13 protein-coding genes are annotated in these 16,292 nt (G+C 31.7%); 11 read left to right on the top strand and 2 right to left on the bottom strand.

Annotation, left to right across the window (positions count from 1 at the left end):
- Positions 1-29: 29 nt before the first annotated feature.
- From infC to rplT, 3 genes are all read left to right on the top strand, one after another.
- A complete protein-coding gene (gene infC, locus Q0T35_RS01605; protein WP_293918373.1) occupies positions 30-548 on the top strand; it encodes a translation initiation factor IF-3 in 519 nt (172 codons plus the stop codon).
- Positions 549-823: 275 nt separating this feature from the next.
- Entirely contained in the window at positions 824-1,021 is a 198-nt protein-coding gene (gene rpmI / locus Q0T35_RS01600; protein ID WP_293918359.1) for a 50S ribosomal protein L35, read from the top strand.
- A 113-nt stretch (positions 1,022-1,134) separates the two neighbouring features.
- Positions 1,135-1,482, top strand: coding sequence for a 50S ribosomal protein L20 (rplT, locus tag Q0T35_RS01595; protein ID WP_293918357.1), 348 nt, complete (start codon positions 1,135-1,137; stop codon positions 1,480-1,482).
- Between the two features lie 171 nt (positions 1,483-1,653).
- Here the strand turns inward: rplT and dnaB are convergent, their stop codons facing one another.
- Positions 1,654-3,210 carry a replicative DNA helicase gene (gene dnaB / locus Q0T35_RS01590; protein ID WP_295840632.1) on the bottom strand — a complete coding sequence of 519 codons (1,557 nt, stop codon included), beginning with the start codon at positions 3,208-3,210 and terminating at the stop codon, positions 1,654-1,656.
- Between the two features lie 384 nt (positions 3,211-3,594).
- On the opposite strand from dnaB, the gene Q0T35_RS01585 reads away from it, so the two are divergent.
- The 7 genes from Q0T35_RS01585 to Q0T35_RS01555 all read left to right on the top strand — a co-directional run bounded on the left by Q0T35_RS01585 (position 3,595) and on the right by Q0T35_RS01555 (position 13,554).
- Positions 3,595-4,725 (top strand): DNA polymerase III subunit delta', encoded by a 1,131-nt coding sequence (locus Q0T35_RS01585; protein WP_295840630.1) that lies wholly within the window; start codon positions 3,595-3,597, stop codon positions 4,723-4,725.
- 372 nt (positions 4,726-5,097) lie between these two features.
- Positions 5,098-6,420: a c-type cytochrome gene (locus tag Q0T35_RS01580; protein ID WP_293918351.1), complete on the top strand. Its 1,323-nt coding sequence runs from the start codon at positions 5,098-5,100 to the stop codon at positions 6,418-6,420.
- Between the two features lie 26 nt (positions 6,421-6,446).
- Complete coding sequence (locus Q0T35_RS01575) at positions 6,447-9,632, top strand: TAT-variant-translocated molybdopterin oxidoreductase (RefSeq protein WP_295840628.1); 3,186 nt, start codon at positions 6,447-6,449, stop codon at positions 9,630-9,632.
- Positions 9,633-9,651: 19 nt separating this feature from the next.
- Positions 9,652-11,052, top strand: coding sequence for an NrfD/PsrC family molybdoenzyme membrane anchor subunit (nrfD, locus tag Q0T35_RS01570; RefSeq protein WP_295840625.1), 1,401 nt, complete (start codon positions 9,652-9,654; stop codon positions 11,050-11,052).
- Positions 11,039-11,581 (top strand): DUF3341 domain-containing protein, encoded by a 543-nt coding sequence (locus tag Q0T35_RS01565; protein WP_293918965.1) that lies wholly within the window; start codon positions 11,039-11,041, stop codon positions 11,579-11,581. Before nrfD ends, Q0T35_RS01565 begins: the two co-directional genes overlap by 14 nt.
- Entirely contained in the window at positions 11,565-12,206 is a 642-nt protein-coding gene (locus tag Q0T35_RS01560) for a cytochrome c (RefSeq protein ID WP_295840623.1), read from the top strand. Before Q0T35_RS01565 ends, Q0T35_RS01560 begins: the two co-directional genes overlap by 17 nt.
- Positions 12,207-12,213: 7 nt before the next feature.
- A complete protein-coding gene (locus Q0T35_RS01555) occupies positions 12,214-13,554 on the top strand; it encodes a quinol:cytochrome C oxidoreductase (protein ID WP_293918963.1) in 1,341 nt (446 codons plus the stop codon).
- A 67-nt stretch (positions 13,555-13,621) separates the two neighbouring features.
- On the opposite strand, the gene der is transcribed toward Q0T35_RS01555, so the two are convergent.
- Positions 13,622-14,929, bottom strand: coding sequence for a ribosome biogenesis GTPase Der (der, locus tag Q0T35_RS01550; protein WP_293918962.1), 1,308 nt, complete (start codon positions 14,927-14,929; stop codon positions 13,622-13,624).
- A gap of 229 nt (positions 14,930-15,158) precedes the next feature.
- On the opposite strand from der, the gene Q0T35_RS01545 reads away from it, so the two are divergent.
- Complete coding sequence (locus tag Q0T35_RS01545) at positions 15,159-16,241, top strand: DegT/DnrJ/EryC1/StrS aminotransferase family protein (RefSeq protein ID WP_293918961.1); 1,083 nt, start codon at positions 15,159-15,161, stop codon at positions 16,239-16,241.
- The last annotated feature ends 51 nt before the right edge of the window (positions 16,242-16,292 follow it).

Here is a 16,292-nt window from a genome sequence, read left to right as displayed (position 1 = left end):
TTAATAGAAATAATTCAAGAGGGAAATATATCCCAAAGAAACAAGAGCCAGAACATAAGATTAATGGAAAAATTGATGTTCCGGAAGTTCGTTTAGTAGGTGATAATGTTAATCAAGGAATTTATCCTATAAAAGAAGCATTAGCCATTGCTGAAGATTTAGAATTGGATTTGGTAATGATCACAGAAAGTGCAAATCCACCGGTTTGTAGAGTAGTTGATTATAAAAAATTCCTTTACGAACAAAAAAAGAAGCAAAAAGAACTCAAATCTAAGCAAACAAAGGTAGTTGTTAAAGAAATTAGATTTGGTCCGCAAACCGATGAGCACGATTTCGAATTTAAAAAGAAACATGCGCAAAAATTTTTGGAAGAAGGTTCAAAGCTTAAAGCTTATGTTTTCTTTAAAGGACGATCCATTGTTTTTAAAGATCAAGGACAAATTCTATTATTAAGATTAGCACAAGAGTTAGAAGAATGGGGGAAAGTAGAACAAATGCCCAAGTTGGAAGGTAAGAGAATGATTATGATGATGTCCCCAAAAAAATAAGATAAGAATTAGATAGTAAAAAGACATCAAATTTTTTACTTAACTATAGTAAGCATGTATTAAAAGAGTTCTTTATTTTTTATTCTTATCTATTAGATAGAATGTGAAATTGAAAATAATTTTATTCCATATTTTTTTATTTCATAGAGCCTAACTTACATATGTAAGCAATACTATTATGGATGATTAAAAGTTTCTCATACCCTAAATGATTTGTTTATTTTTTGAAAAATATATAATTTTGTAAAATTGATAACGAGGTAAAAAATAAAAAAATGCCAAAATTAAAAACAAAATCAGGTGCTAAAAAGCGTTTTTCGATTACCGGATCTGGGAAAATTAAAAGAAAACATGCATTCAAAAGTCACATTTTGACTAAAAAAAGCACAAAACGTAAACGTAATCTAACGCATTCTACCTTAGTAGATATTGCAGATGAAAAAAGCGTTAAAAGACAATTATTAATCAAATAAGAGAATATCATATGATATTCTGGTTTTTTAAAATCATTTAAAAGTTTAACCCTGGAATGGGTCAATATAAGAGAAGATAAACTCTTCCACCCACTTCAAAAAAACAAAAAGGTATGCCAAGATCAGTCAATTCAGTAGCGTCAAGAGCACGCAGGAAAAGAGTCCTAAAATTAGCAAAAGGTTATTACGGAAGAAGAAAAAATGTTTGGACAGTAGCAAAAAATGCTGTTGAAAAAGGATTACAATATGCCTATGTAGGCAGAAAGCAAAAGAAAAGAAATTTCAGAGCTTTATGGATACAGAGAATTAATGCAGGTACCAGACAATATGGTCTTTCTTATTCTAAATTTATAGGATTATTAAAAGAAAAAAATATAGATTTAAATAGAAAAGTCCTAGCAGATTTAGCTATGAATCATCCGGAAGCTTTCAAAGCTGTTGTGGATACTGTAAAAAAATAAATTTAATAATATTTTCGTTATCATAAAAAACACCTACTATTTTTAGTTAGGTGTTTTTTTATTTATAAATACTGGATTGTATTAATAAAAATTTATTTGTAAAATCTAAGTTACTAAAGTGTTGATGATTTAAATTAATTATTTATAATTATAAATAAATATTAAAATGCTTTAAAAAGGCATATCGGCATCTGGATCATCAATATTATCATCAATACCAAAAGAACTACTAGGATTAATAGAAGGTATATTTATAGCACTATCAAAGGAAGTCTCATCATTAATTTTACTTTCAAAAGTTGTTGAGCTTATACTTTCTTGTACAGAAAAATAATCCTCATCAATATCAGAAAATTTAGCCTGTGAGCTAGTAAACCGCAATCGAACATCTTCCAAAGCTCCATTTCTATGCTTAGCAATAATAAATTCTGCTTGTCCCGCACAAGGAGTTCCGTCTTCCCAAGTATCCAGCTTATAATATTCAGGTCTGTAAATAAAGGTAACAATATCAGCATCCTGTTCTATAGCTCCTGATTCCCTTAAATCTGAAAGTAAGGGCTTTTTACTTCCTCCTCGAGTTTCAACGGAACGAGATAACTGGGATAAGGCAATAACAGGTATTTCCAGCTCTTTAGCAATCGCTTTTAAAGAACGAGAAATTGTTGCAATCTCTTGTTCCCTGTTTCCAATTCCTTTTCCGCCGGCTGACATTAATTGAAGATAGTCAATCATTATCATTTTTACTCCATGTTGCGAAACAAGTCTACGGGCTTTAGCTCTTAAGTCGAAAACAGAAATACCCGGAGAATCATCTATAAATATGGGCGCATTTTCAAGCTTATTAACTCGGGAATAGAGTTGTTGCCATTCCAATTCCGATAAATTTGCTTTTCTAAGCTTTTCAGATTCTATTCCGGTCTCACTGGATATCATACGCATCATCAACTGTTCTGCAGACATTTCCAATGAAAATACGCCTATAGGAGTTTCCGCACCAATAGCAATATTTCTGGCCATGGATAGAATAAAAGCAGTTTTACCCATACCGGGCCTGGCAGCAATTATAATAAGATCCGAAGGTTGCCATCCTGCCGTTATTTTATCAACATGCTTAAAACCGGAAGGAATACCACTCATACCTTGTTTGGATTCTAATGATTTTATTTTTTTTAAAGCATTTGATACCAAGTTTTTAGCCTCATTAAAGGTGCGTTTTAGGGTTCCGTTGGTAATTTCATATAGTTGACTTTCAGAATAATCAAGTAAATCAAAAACATCAGAAGTCTCGTCATAAGACTTTTCAATCATATTAGATGAAATTTCTATAAGTTTTCTAAGTATGTATTTCTCAAGAATAATACGAGAATGATATTCTATATGAGCGGAAGATGAGATTTTGTTCGAAAGTTGTATTAAATAAAAATCGCCACCTGCAGCATCTAGATTTCCTTGAGAACGTAACTTATTAGAAATAGTAAGAATATCTATAGGATCCGTTTGTTTAAACAAATCTTCTATAGCCTCATAAATGAGTTGGTGCTCTCTTTTATAAAAAACTTCAGGAGATAAAATATCAATAATTTCATCTAGCCCTTTTTTATCGATCATCATGGCACCAAGTACGGCTTCTTCTAAATCAATAGCTTGAGGAGGTAATTTTCCTTTTTCTAAGTTAATGATTTTGTTGGATTTAGAAAAATTATTGTATTTAGATTCAAGTTTCTCCATATTAGTTTCAAAAATATGCAAAATTATAAGGTAGACCTATCTTTTTTATAAACAATTTTTTAGTATCTAATTAAAACTATTCATGCAATAATTGTTCATTAATGTTGATGAATATGAATAATTTATAAACAATTTTCGTAAATAAAAACTGACAACGTGATTCATAGATAGTATTTAAAGTTAAGTTATAACTAATCTTTTTATCAAAATTCTTTAAGCTAAAAAATTTTGATAAGTATTAAAATAATTACGAGTTAATCAATTTAATAAAAATGAAAAAATAATATATAAAAGTCCTATTAATTTAAATAATATATTTTATATAAATAGTAAATGAGTAGATTAAACGAAATATTTTAGAAAAGTTGATTTATCTTTGTTTTTATGAAATGGGATGAAATAATTGGTCAGGATAATTTAAAAAAACAATTACAAAATTCAATACAAGAAGATAGGATCAGCCATGCACAACTTTTTATAGGAAAATCGGGTTTTGGTGTTTTACCCTTGGCTTTAGCCTATGCTTCTGAAGTTATATGCAAAAAATCTGAAAAATGTTTACTACAAACCCATCAATTACAACACCCGGATTTACATTTGTCTTTTCCGACAATTAATAATTCCGTTGAAAAGAAAGAAGCAATAAGTTCCGATTACATAAAGCGATATAGAGAATTTTTGCTTGAAGATTCCTACAGAGATATTAATCAATGGTATGAATATCTCAATGAAGACAAAAAACAGGGTATAATTTCTGTAAAAGAAATTGAGAATATAATTGATAGATTAAATTTGAAAAGCTTTGAAGGTGGCTATAAAGTACAAATTATTTGGATGGTGGAAACTATGCGAGTTGAATCAGCCAATAAATTACTTAAAATTTTAGAAGAGCCACCTGCTAAAACTTTATTTATCTTACTTGCTGAAGATGATAAAAAAATTTTACCTACGATATTGTCAAGATGTCAACGAATAACGGTAAATCCAATTGATAATAAAGATATAGAAGTAAATTTACGATTAAAATTTTTTATAGAGCAAGAAATGTCTGAAACAATAGCAAAAAGAGCAGAGGGAGATTGGAATATTGCTTGTAAATTAATTAAAAATAGCACTTTACAAGAAGAGTTCGAAAAATATTTTATTCGATGGAACCGAGCAGCAGTTATGGCTCCTAAAAAACCAGAATTTTTAAAAGAAATTGTAGATTGGTCATTAGAGATTTCAACATGGGGAAGAGAAAAACAAAAGAATTTTTTACAATTTTGTGCAGAAACATTTAGACAAGCCTTGCTTCAAAACTATAACAGTCCCAGTTTAGTAAATAATCCGTTAACCTATGAAAATTTTAAGTGGAATAGCTTTAGTAGCTTTGTGCATGGTAGCAATATAGAAGATATTTTAAAAGAGATAAATAGCGCATTTTTTCATATTGAAAGAAATGGAAGTGCTAAGATTATTTTTTTAGATATGGGAATTAAATTAACACGTTTTTTAGCAAGAAAAAATGAGTAAATAAAATAATCAAAAAATGTCCTTTTAAATATTTTTTTAATGCTTATAAAGGCTCTTTACAGTGTAATATTTTGTCTATCAATAATATAAATACGATCGTTTTGTGGTAAGATAAAATAGATAAATAAAATAATCAAAAAATGTTCTTTTAAATATTTTTTAATGCTTATAAGGGTAAGTTACAATTTAATAGCTTGTTTAACAAGAAGATAAAGGAAGGTGTTATTTAGAATAATTACAAATTAATAAAAAGTGAAAGATATGTTAAAAAAAAGATTTGGCAATATGTTGCATATTTTTATTTTTGCATAAGTCGCTTTTATTGGGACAATTATATTATAAATAAGTTTCATTCAATTGAAATAAATTATTATGAATAAAATTATAGCAGTTTGTATGCTGACTCTCTTTACAAGTATTTCTGTTATAGCGCAGAAAGTAAATGGAGATGTAAAGAATGGAGAGAAATTATTCAAAGACAATTGTACCGCTTGTCATGCTTTAGATCGTAAACTTACAGGACCTGCTCTTAAAGGAATAGTTAGCTCATTAAGTGAGGAAGGGGTTGATGTGGAATGGATTCGTAAATGGATTATGAACAATGAGGCACTTAGAAAAAGCGGAGATAAGCGAGCTAATAAAACCTATGAAGAATATGATAAAGTAGCTATGGATGTCTTTGAAGGTAGATTGTCCGAGCAAAATATAGATGATATTTTAGCCTATGTGGAAAACCCTCCCGAACCCAAAGAAGAAGCTGCCCCTGTTGTTGTTCAAAAAAATAACTCTAATGATATAAATTATATTCTCGTATCCTTCGCTTGTCTTGGAGTGATACTTATTTTTACCTTACTAAAAATAAACCAATTAGTTAAATTAAAAACTTCAAGTTCTGAATTATCCGAGCTTGAGGCTACAAGAATCAGAACCTTCTCCCAATTTTATATAAAATACAAAGGAGCCTTATACTGTTTAATTACACTATTTTTAGCTCTGTCTTTATACGGTGTTTGGGCATGGCTTATGGGAATTGGAGTAGATAAAGGATATGAGCCGGAACAACCGATTTATTTTTCACATAAAATTCATGCAGGAGAGAATAAGATAAATTGCCAATTATGTCATTCCGGAGCTAAATATGGGAAAGTATCTGAAATTCCATCTCTGAGCGTATGTATGAATTGTCATAGAAATATTAGTGAATATACCGGAAAATATATTGAACCTGGCAAATCCAAAGAATTTTACACTGCCGAAATAAAGAAAATTTATGAACATGTAGGTTGGGATGAGGAAAATCAAAAATATACAGGAAATCAAAAACCGGTTAAATGGGAAAGAATACATAATATGCCTGATTTTGTCTATTTTAATCATTCTCAACACGTAGTGGCAGGAGAAAAAACAATAATTGCCGATTACAATAAGAAAAATCCAAACCATCAAATAGATGTTGTATGTAAAGCTTGTCACGGTGCCATAGATACAATGAATGTAGTAAGAATGGCAAATGATTTTACAATGGGATGGTGCGTAGAATGTCATCGTACCACAGAAGTTGATATGAATAATGGTTATAATGCAGCTTACTTCAATAAGCTTCATGAAAAGCTTAAGAAAGAATACGGAGAAGATAAATCCAAAATAACGGTAGATGCAATAGGAGGGTTAGAATGTGGTAAATGTCATTATTAATTAATTAAAATCATCGGAAGATCATTATGGCTTCAAAAGATAAAATAAAATTTAGGAGTTTAGAAGAATTACAAGATCCTTCACTATCAGAAAAACTAGCAGCAAATGAATTTGCAGAGGAGATCCCCGTAGATGAATTTTTAGGAGATGAAACTGCAATGTTTTCTACAAAAACATCAAGAAGAGATTTTTTAAAATTCTTAGGTTTTGGAACGGCCGCAGTAACTTTGGCAGCTTGTGAAGCTCCAATTATAAAATCGGTTCCTTATGTTGTTAAGCCCGAAGGAATAATCCCGGGAGTACCGAGCTACTATGCTTCCACTCTATATAATGGTTTTGACATTGCTAGCGTTTTAGTTAAAACAAGAGAAGGAAGACCTATAAAAATAGAAAGTAATAAAAATGCTTCTTTATTTGGAGGAAGCAGTGCTAGAAGTCAAGCTTCTGTACTTTCGTTATACGATAATAACAGAGCAAAATTACCAAAATTAAATTCTTCCGAAGTTGAATGGGAAATTTTGGATGATTATGTGAATAAAGGTTTACAATCAGCCAAAGCTTCAGGTAAAAAAATAGTTATTTTAACTCCATCTTTACCATCACCTTCAACAAAAAAAATAATTGAAGATTTTACAGCAGTATATCCAGGAACGGAACATATTATTTACGATGCAATTTCGTATTCTCCGGCATTAGATGCAGCAGAAGAGGTTTATGGTGTAAGAGCTTTACCTCTATACGATTTAACCAAAGTAGAATTATTGGTTTCCTTTTCTGCAGATTTTCTAAATGATTGGAACGGAGGGCATTTTGAGGCAGATTATGCAAAAGCAAAAATCCCAGGTGAAAATATGCTGAAGCATATACAAATTGAATCAAATTTAAGTTTATCAGGAGCTAGTTCTGATGAAAGATTGCCATTAAAGCCTTCAGAAGTTCAAAAATTATTAGGAGAAGTTTATAGAGCATTAGAGGGTACTTCTACAGATCCTACTGCTCAAAAGATAGCTAAAAAATTACTAGCGAAAGGTTCAAAAGCAGTAGTATTTGCCGAAGGCGATAAATCTGCTTATGTTCTTTCCTATTTAATAAATCAAAAACTTAACTCATTAGCAGTTAGAAAAGATAAAGTGTTATTAACTAAAGAATCTAATGATTCACGCTTTTCGGAATTACTTTCTTGGCTATCAAATGGTCAAGTAGGGGTATTGCTTAACTACAATACTAATCCGATATATTCATATTCAGATAGTGAAAAATTAAAAAATCTATTAGCTAAAGTAGATTGTACGGTTTCTCTTACAGAATATGAAAATGAGACAGCGTCCCTGTTTAAAGCCCTTGCACCGGTACCTCATTGGTTAGAATCCTGGGGGGATATAAATCCGGCAACAGGAATTTATTTACTATCCCAACCAACCATTCAAAGAATTTTTGATACTCGACAATTCCAAGATTCCTTGTTGGTTTGGAAAAATGCAGGAATTCCAAGAAACGCTGTTACAGCAGAGCCTTTTGATGCAGGTACACCTCAATCAACTGATTCTTTGGCTACAAAAGCAAAAGTTACAGGTCAAGAGGAAACTACTCCATTTAATTCAACTTATACAACTACGACAGCAACGCCAAAACAAACCAATGCATACTATAATTTTTTAAAACAATATTGGCAAGGCCAATTAGGATCTAAATTGGGGTATAGCTTTAATCAAGCATTATATAATGGCTACAATGAAACTTCTGAAACTGTTTTATTGGATGTAATTGGTGGAAATGTTGAGCAAGCGCTTTCGAGTATATCCGGGATTAAGACAGGAAAACTTGAGTTAAATCTATATTTAAAAACAGCAATAGGGGATGGCGCTCAGGCAAATAATCCCTGGTTGCAAGAGTTACCGGATCCAATTTCGCGATTAGCATGGGATAATTATATTACAATTTCCTTGGAAGATGCTAACCAATTGGGAGTAAAAAATGAAATCAATGGAAGAATGCAATTGGATGGTTCGTTGGTAGATTTGGTCGTTAATGGAAAAGTAATAAAAAATGTCCCTGTATTTATTCAGCCCGGACAAGCTAAAGGCTCTATTGGTTTAGCTTTAGGCTATGGACAATCAAAGTCAGGAAAAGTAGGTCAGACAGGGATCAATGCATTTCCGATATATTTGAAATCAAATTTTGTACAATATAATGTAACTATAAACCCTGTTAAAGGTATTCATGAATTTGCTTCTATGCAAATGCAAGGAACATTGATGGGTAGATATGAAATAGCAAGAGAGATTTCTCTGGATACTTTCTTAAATGTAGATTCCAAAGAATGGAATGAGCCATTAAAGATGGATTCCTATGTGGGAGAGATGCCCATGAATAAGGTTGATCTATGGAGAGATTATGATAGTACAGACGGTCCACATTTTAATCTTTCAGTTGATTTAAATGCGTGTACCGGATGTGGCGCTTGTATTATTGCTTGTCAAGCAGAAAATAATGTACCCGTAGTTGGTAAAGAAGAGATACGGATGTCAAGAGATATGTATTGGTTACGTATCGACAGATATTATTCTTCAAAAAAACGAATTGAGCAAAAAGAAGAAATCTTGGAAGATTTAGATCAAGTTCCTATGTATAAAGAGTTGATCGAACCCAATCCTACCAATCCGGATGTAATTTTTCAACCTGTAATGTGTCAACATTGTAACCATGCTCCTTGTGAAACTGTTTGTCCGGTAGCGGCAACTTCACACGGTAAACAAGGGCAAAATCATATGGCATACAACCGATGCGTAGGAACTCGTTATTGTGCAAATAACTGTCCGTATAAAGTACGCCGTTTCAATTGGTTCAATTATGCACTTAATGACAAGTTTGATTATAATATGAATAACGATTTAGGAAGGATGGTATTAAATCCAGATGTCGTTGTTCGTTCAAGAGGAGTTATGGAAAAATGCTCCCTATGTATACAAATGACCCAAGCTACAATTCTAGAAGCGAAAAAGCAAGGAAGAAAAGTAGAAGACGGAGAGTTTCAGGTGGCTTGTTCACTGGCTTGCTCTAGTGGGGCAATTAAATTTGGAGACATTAATGATTCTTCATCAGAAATTGCAAAACTAGCTAAAGATAAAAGGAAATATGTATTGTTGGAAGAAGTAGGAACAAAACCTAATGTATTTTACCAATACAAAATAAGGAATAGAAAAGAATCATAAAAAATTTAAGAAAGTTACTATGTCAGGACATTACGAAGCACCTATTCGCGAACCGTTAATTTTAGGAGATAAATCCTATCATGACATTACAGAAGATATTGCGCGTCCTATTGAAACCAAAGCAGGCAAACTTTGGTGGTTTGCTTTTTATATTGCTTTAGTTGCCTTTATATATGGAGTAGGTTGCATTGCCTATACAATAGGAACCGGAATAGGAGTATGGGGACTAAACAGAACGATTAATTGGGGATGGGATATAACTAACTTTGTATGGTGGGTTGGAATAGGGCATGCCGGAACTTTAATTTCAGCAGTTTTATTACTATTTCGTCAAAAATGGAGACTTTCAATCAATCGTTCTGCAGAGGCTATGACAATTTTCGCTGTAGTTCAGGCGGCCATGTTTCCATGTATACATATGGGACGTATATGGTTAGCATATTTTGTATTTCCTATTACCAATCAGTTTGGAACATTATGGCCGAATTTCAATTCACCTTTACTATGGGACGTATTTGCCATTAGTACTTATTTTTCTGTATCTGTAGTGTTCTGGTATATAGGGTTAATCCCTGATTTTGCCATGATAAGAGATAGAGCTGTTAAGCCTGTAACAAAAAAGATATATACTATTTTGAGTTTCGGATGGGGAGGTAAAGCTAAACATTGGCAAAGGTTTGAAGAAGTGTCTTTAGTTTTGGCCGGTCTTGCCACTCCATTGGTGTTTTCTGTACATACTATTGTGTCATTTGATTTTGCCACATCTGTAATTAAAGGTTGGCATTCAACAGTATATCCTCCATATTTCGTAGCTGGAGCGATATTTTCGGGATTTGCCATGGTACAAACCTTATTAAGTGTCGTAAGAAAGGTATGTCATTTAGAAGATTATATTACACAAAAGCATATCGAATACATGAATATTGTGATTGTTGTAACCGGAGGAATGGTAACCGTTGCATATATTACGGAATTCTTTATAGGATGGTATTCTGGTAGTAGATATGAAGATTTTACCTATTTTTCAATAGGTGCAGCCACGGGTCCTTATTGGTGGGCGTTCTGGTTATTAATTCTTTGTAATGTATTAATTCCAGCTTCTCTTTGGATTAAAAAATTAAGAAGAAACTTCTTATGGACATTTATTGTTTCTATTGTAATCAATATAGGCATGTGGTTTGAAAGGTTTGACATTATAGTTATTAATTTGTCAAGAGACTATTTACCAAGTGCTTGGACAATGTTCCAACCTTCTTATGTTGACGTAGGAATATTTATAGGAACTATAGGTTTCTTCGGAGTATTATATCTATTATATGCCAGGACTTTTCCAGTAATTGCACAGGCAGAATTGAAGACAATTATAAAAACATCCAGTGAAGGGTATAAAAAACATCATTTAGAAAATGAGCACCACTAAGACAATTATTTACGGTTTATATGGAGATGATGATCTCCTTATAGATGGGGTTAAGCAACTTCGTGATAAAGGGATAAAAATCAATGAAGTATATACACCATTTCCTGTACACGGATTAGATAAGGCTATGGGGTTGAAGGAATCCAGAATGTCTGAATTTGCCTTTTTCTATGGAGCTTTAGGACTGACAGTAGCTTGTTTACTAACCTGGTATACTATGAATTATGATTGGCAACAAAATATAGGCGGTAAACCCAGTTTTAGTTGGGGAGAAAATGTCCCTGCTTTTATACCAATCATGTTTGAGTTAACTGTTTTTTTTGCTGCTCACCTTATGTCTATAACTTATCTTATTTTAAATAGGCATTATCCAGGACAAAAACCTCAAAATCCGGACCCAAGGACTACTGATGATAAATTTTTAGTTGAAATTTCAAATCATGATTACGAGCAAGTAAAAGAAATATTAATAGCTACTGGAGTTGAGGAAATAAGTGTAAAAAAAATTGAAGATGAAAAAAATAACTAAATATATTCTTTTTGCTATCACAGGAAGTTTATTAATACTTTCCTGTAGTAAGAAAAAACCCAGTTTGGTTTATTTCCCTGATATGTACTATCCGGTAGCTTACGATCCTTATCAGGAGGCAGTAATAGCTTATGGAGAACAAGGAACAACTGTTCCCTTATTTTCAAATCATGAAGGAGCAACCGCGTTAGCTCCGGTACCTGGAACTATTTCTCAAAATCCGGAAGGTATTTTACCAATGGATTTACCTAATACGCCTGAAGGATATGATGCTTCTAAAAAAATAACTGTTTCCCCTCTAGATCCTAAAAATAGAGATAAAGATCTAGCAAGAGGTAAAGATTTGTATGTGAAAACTTGTTCGGCTTGTCATGGTACAGGAGGTGATGGTCAAGGAGATATCGTTCAATCCGGTGCATATTCGGGAGTTCCCAACTATAAAGACAGAGATATAACAGTTGGGTCTGTACATTATGTTATTAAACATGGAAGGAATGCTATGGGATCTTATGCAGGACAACTATTACCTGGCGATATATGGCGGGTAGCAGAATATGTTATAAATGAGTTTAAACCTACTGCAATAGCAGCTTCAACAGAACAATTACAAACAACAGAACAATAATACAACTATGAGATATACATTTTCATCCAGTCTTAAATTAACATCCATAGTATTAATCATAGTAGGATTGATAGCCTTTGGTATAGGGTATTATCAGAATTCACGTATAGATGAACATGCAGTGAAAGAAATATTGCAAAAAAATGAAGAATTAGCTGGTGCTCAACCTATGAATTCCGTTTATAAAAATGATGTTGCACATTCTAAAGAACATATTGAACATGCGGAAAATCAAATTCATAATAGACCCTGGTCAGCTTTTTTTGTTTCTTTAATGTTATTTTTTGGAATTTCTGCGACTGCATTGTTTTTTGCAGCCGTTCAACATGCTGGAAATGCAGGTTGGTCTATCGTTGTAATTCGGGTGATGGAAGGTATCGCTTCGTTTTTACCTGTTGGAGGATTGTTAATGGTTATATTTATTTTCCTTTCAACCTATGGAGGGGAGCATGGCGGTCTGAATCATCTTTATCATTGGATGGATCCTGCCTTGACAGATCCAAAATCGTCACATTTTGATTTATTGATAAAATCTAAAGAACCTTTTTTAAATAGGCCCTTCTTTTTAATACGAACTTTACTATATGTAGCGGGATGTATATTCTTTTTATGGAAAATTAAATCATTAACTAGAAAATTAGATGAAAGTAAAGATGTAGCTGATTACAAAAAGGTATATAACTGGAGTGTGGGATCCATAGTTTTCTTCGCTTTAGCATCTGCTTGTTGGGCATGGGATTGGTTAATGTCGATAGACCCTCATTGGTATTCCACTTTATATATGTGGTATGTTTTAATCAGTTGCTTGGTTTCTTCTATAGGAGTTATGCTACTTATTTCCATATATCTAAAAAAGAAAGGATTTTTACCTGCTTTTAATGATAATCATATGCATGACCTGGCTAAATTTTTGTTTGGACTTAGTCTCCTTTGGTCTTATTTATGGTTTGCTCAATATATGTTGTATTGGTATGCTAATATTCCGGAGGAAACCGTATATTTTTTTGGAAGATATAAATTATATGAGCCAACCTATTTTACCATGTTAATTCCTAATTTAGTTTTACCGTTTTTAATATTGGTTAGTAGTAAAGTGAAGAGAAATTATGTTATTGTTCCAATTATGGCTTGTGTAGTTTTATTGGGTCATTATTTGGATATGTTTAATATTATCATGCCCGGTACTGTTGGGGCATTTTGGGGTATTGGATTATTAGAAATAGGATCCTTTATTTTTATGTTGGGATTATTTATACTTGTAGTAATGTATTCTATAAGTAAACTAAATCTTGAAGCAAAAGGGAATCCGTATTATCGTGAAAGTGAATTGTTTGAATATCCTTTTTAATGGGTGAAAATTTTAAATAAAAAAAGCTTCTCTATAATTGAGAAGCTTTTTTATTTTGTCACAAAATTTATTTTTGTCTGAAATATATTTCTATAGGTACGCCTGTTAACTCAAAGTTCTGGCGTAGTTTGTTTTCAATAAATCGTTTATAAGGTTCTTTAATATATTGAGGAAGATTAGCAAAAAATGCAAATTGCGGGGTTTTTGTTGGAAGCTGTGTACAATATTTAATTTTTATATATTTACCTTTTATACTTGGAGGAGGGGTAGACTCGATAATAGGAAGCATAATTTCATTTAATTTGCTAGTCTTGATTCTTCGTGCGCGATTTTCATAGACTTTCATAGCTGTTTCTACTGTTTTATAAACACGTTGTTTTGTCATAGCAGAGGTAAATATAATAGGTACATCAGTGAAAGGTGCAATTTTATCCTTTATGTAAATTTCAAATTGTCGTAAGGTATTAGTTTCTTTTTCAACTAAGTCCCATTTATTAACTACAATTACAATTCCTTTCCTATATTTTTGCGCTAAAAACAATATATTCATATCTTGTTTTTCCCAACCTAAGGTAGCATCTATCATTAAAATTACTACATCAGAATCTTCTATGGATCGGATAGAACGCATAACAGAATAAAATTCCAGATTTTCATTTACTTTAGTTTTTTTTCGCATTCCGGCGGTATCTACTAATACAAATTTATATCCGAATTTTTCGTATAAAGTTTCAATGCTATCTCTGGTGGTTCCAGCTATATCGGTAACAATATTGCGCTCGTTTTCCAATAAGGCATTAGTAAATGTTGATTTTCCTACATTAGGTCTTCCTGCAATTGTTATTCTTGGTAATCCTTCAAAAGGATCGACATAATTTACTTCTGTAAATGTAGCTACTATATCATCAAGCAGATCTCCTGTTCCGCTACCGGTCATCCCCGATATTGTATAATACTTTTCTACTCCTAAGGAATAAAATTCCATAGCATCGGTTTCTAACATAGCATTATCCACTTTATTAACTACGAGAAATACAGGTTTATCTGTTTTTCTTAATAAATTGGAAACTTCTTTATCCATGTCTGTAATTCCCTCAGTTACATCAACTAAAAAAATAATTGCAGAAGCTTCATCTACGGCAAGCTCTACCTGTTTTCTTATCTCCTCTTCGAAAATATCTTCTGATCCAACCACATATCCACCGGTATCGATAACAGTAAAATCCACTCCATTCCAATCGCTTTTTCCGTAATGTCTATCACGAGTTACACCGGCTATACTATCTACTATTGCTTCTCTCTTTTGTAATAAACGATTAAAAAGAGTTGATTTTCCTACATTAGGTCTTCCTACTAGCGCTATAATATTTGACATATCATATTTTTTGCAAAGGTAAATAAAATTAAATAGTGGATTTATTTAACTTGAATATTAGCGTTTATAAAGTTTTAGAAATGTTACAATGAGAAAAATATTTAAATAAATTTTTAAAGCTTATAAAATTATTAATATTCTTTATGAAAATAATGAATTTTGTTATACTTTTGATTTTTATTTTAGTTTTGATTTTTTAAACTATTAATTAATTAAATAAAGGCGTTTTTTGATTTTGGAAAAAAGAATTAATGTAACTAAGGTTTTTTTACCTCCGTTAACCGAATATAATGAGTATTTGGAAATAATTTGGAGAAACCAATGGCTTACAAATAGGGGTGAATTAGTTTTAAAACTAGAAAAGAAACTTAAGGAGTATCTTAATATTAGTAATATATTAATTACCAATAATGGAACTATTCCATTGCAAATGGCATTAAAGATTATGGCCAAAGGAGGAGAAGTTATTACTACACCTTTTAGTTTCATAGCTACCACTTCAACAATTGTTTGGGAAAATTGTACCCCAGTATTTGTAGATATTGATCCTGATCATCTTACTATAGATGAGAATAAGATTGAAAAAGCTATTACAGAAAAAACTACGGCTATATTAGCTACCCATGTTTTTGGAAATCCATGTAATGTAAAAGTTATAGAAAAAATAGCTAAAAAATATCAACTGAAAGTTATATACGATGCAGCCCATTGTTTTGGTGTTGAATATGATAACAAATCAGTTTTTGAATTCGGAGATATAAGTACTTGCAGTTTTCATGCAACTAAACTTTTTCATACCGGAGAAGGAGGAGCAATATTTTGCAAGGATTCCGAATTAATGGAAAAATTAGTATTTAGTCATAATTTTGGTTATACGGGGAATTATGATTTATGCGGAGTTGGTATAAATGCTAAAATTTCTGAGTTACAAGCAGCCATGGGCTTGTCTGTTTTAAATTATATTGATTTTATTAATGCTGAGAGAAAAAAAATCGTTGATTTTTACAATAAATCGCTAGATTTTAGTGAGTTTAAAGTCTTTAAAATAAGGGAAAGTACTAAATGGAATTATAGCTATTATCCGGTTATATTTAATTCTGAAGATATATTACTTAAAGTACAGAAAAAATTATTTGAACATAATATCGTACCTAGGCGTTATTTTTACCCTTCCCTAAATACTATACATTATCTTAAGGGTAGTAAGATGCCGATATCTGAATCAATATCAGAAAGAATTTTATGTCTGCCTTTATATGTTGGCTTGGAAATAGCTGACCTACAAAATATAGTAAATATTATTAATAAGTAGTATCTTAAAAGAAATAATTATTAAAATATTAAGAATATTTGAAATAATGTA

This window comes from uncultured Apibacter sp., from assembly GCF_946479295.1.
GTDB lineage: Bacteria > Bacteroidota > Bacteroidia > Flavobacteriales > Weeksellaceae > Apibacter.
Note: the sequence above shows the minus strand (reverse complement) of the source record. Positions and strands in the feature narration are given on the sequence as shown.

Bases quoted from the DNA above. Each gene is read 5' to 3' on its own strand.
- rpmI (WP_293918359.1), top strand. From the start codon at position 824: ATGCCAAAATTAAAAACAAAATCAGGTGCTAAAAAGCGTTTTTCGATT.
- Q0T35_RS01575 (WP_295840628.1), top strand. From the start codon at position 6,447: ATGGCTTCAAAAGATAAAATAAAATTTAGGAGTTTAGAAGAATTACAA.
- Q0T35_RS01565 (WP_293918965.1), top strand. From the start codon at position 11,039: ATGAGCACCACTAAGACAATTATTTACGGTTTATATGGAGATGATGAT.
- Q0T35_RS01580 (WP_293918351.1), top strand. From the start codon at position 5,098: ATGAATAAAATTATAGCAGTTTGTATGCTGACTCTCTTTACAAGTATT.
- der (WP_293918962.1), bottom strand. From the start codon at position 14,929: ATGTCAAATATTATAGCGCTAGTAGGAAGACCTAATGTAGGAAAATCA.
- rplT (WP_293918357.1), top strand. From the start codon at position 1,135: ATGCCAAGATCAGTCAATTCAGTAGCGTCAAGAGCACGCAGGAAAAGA.
- Q0T35_RS01555 (WP_293918963.1), top strand. From the start codon at position 12,214: ATGAGATATACATTTTCATCCAGTCTTAAATTAACATCCATAGTATTA.
- dnaB (WP_295840632.1), bottom strand. From the start codon at position 3,210: ATGGAGAAACTTGAATCTAAATACAATAATTTTTCTAAATCCAACAAA.
- Q0T35_RS01585 (WP_295840630.1), top strand. From the start codon at position 3,595: ATGAAATGGGATGAAATAATTGGTCAGGATAATTTAAAAAAACAATTA.
- Q0T35_RS01560 (WP_295840623.1), top strand. From the start codon at position 11,565: ATGAAAAAAATAACTAAATATATTCTTTTTGCTATCACAGGAAGTTTA.
- nrfD (WP_295840625.1), top strand. From the start codon at position 9,652: ATGTCAGGACATTACGAAGCACCTATTCGCGAACCGTTAATTTTAGGA.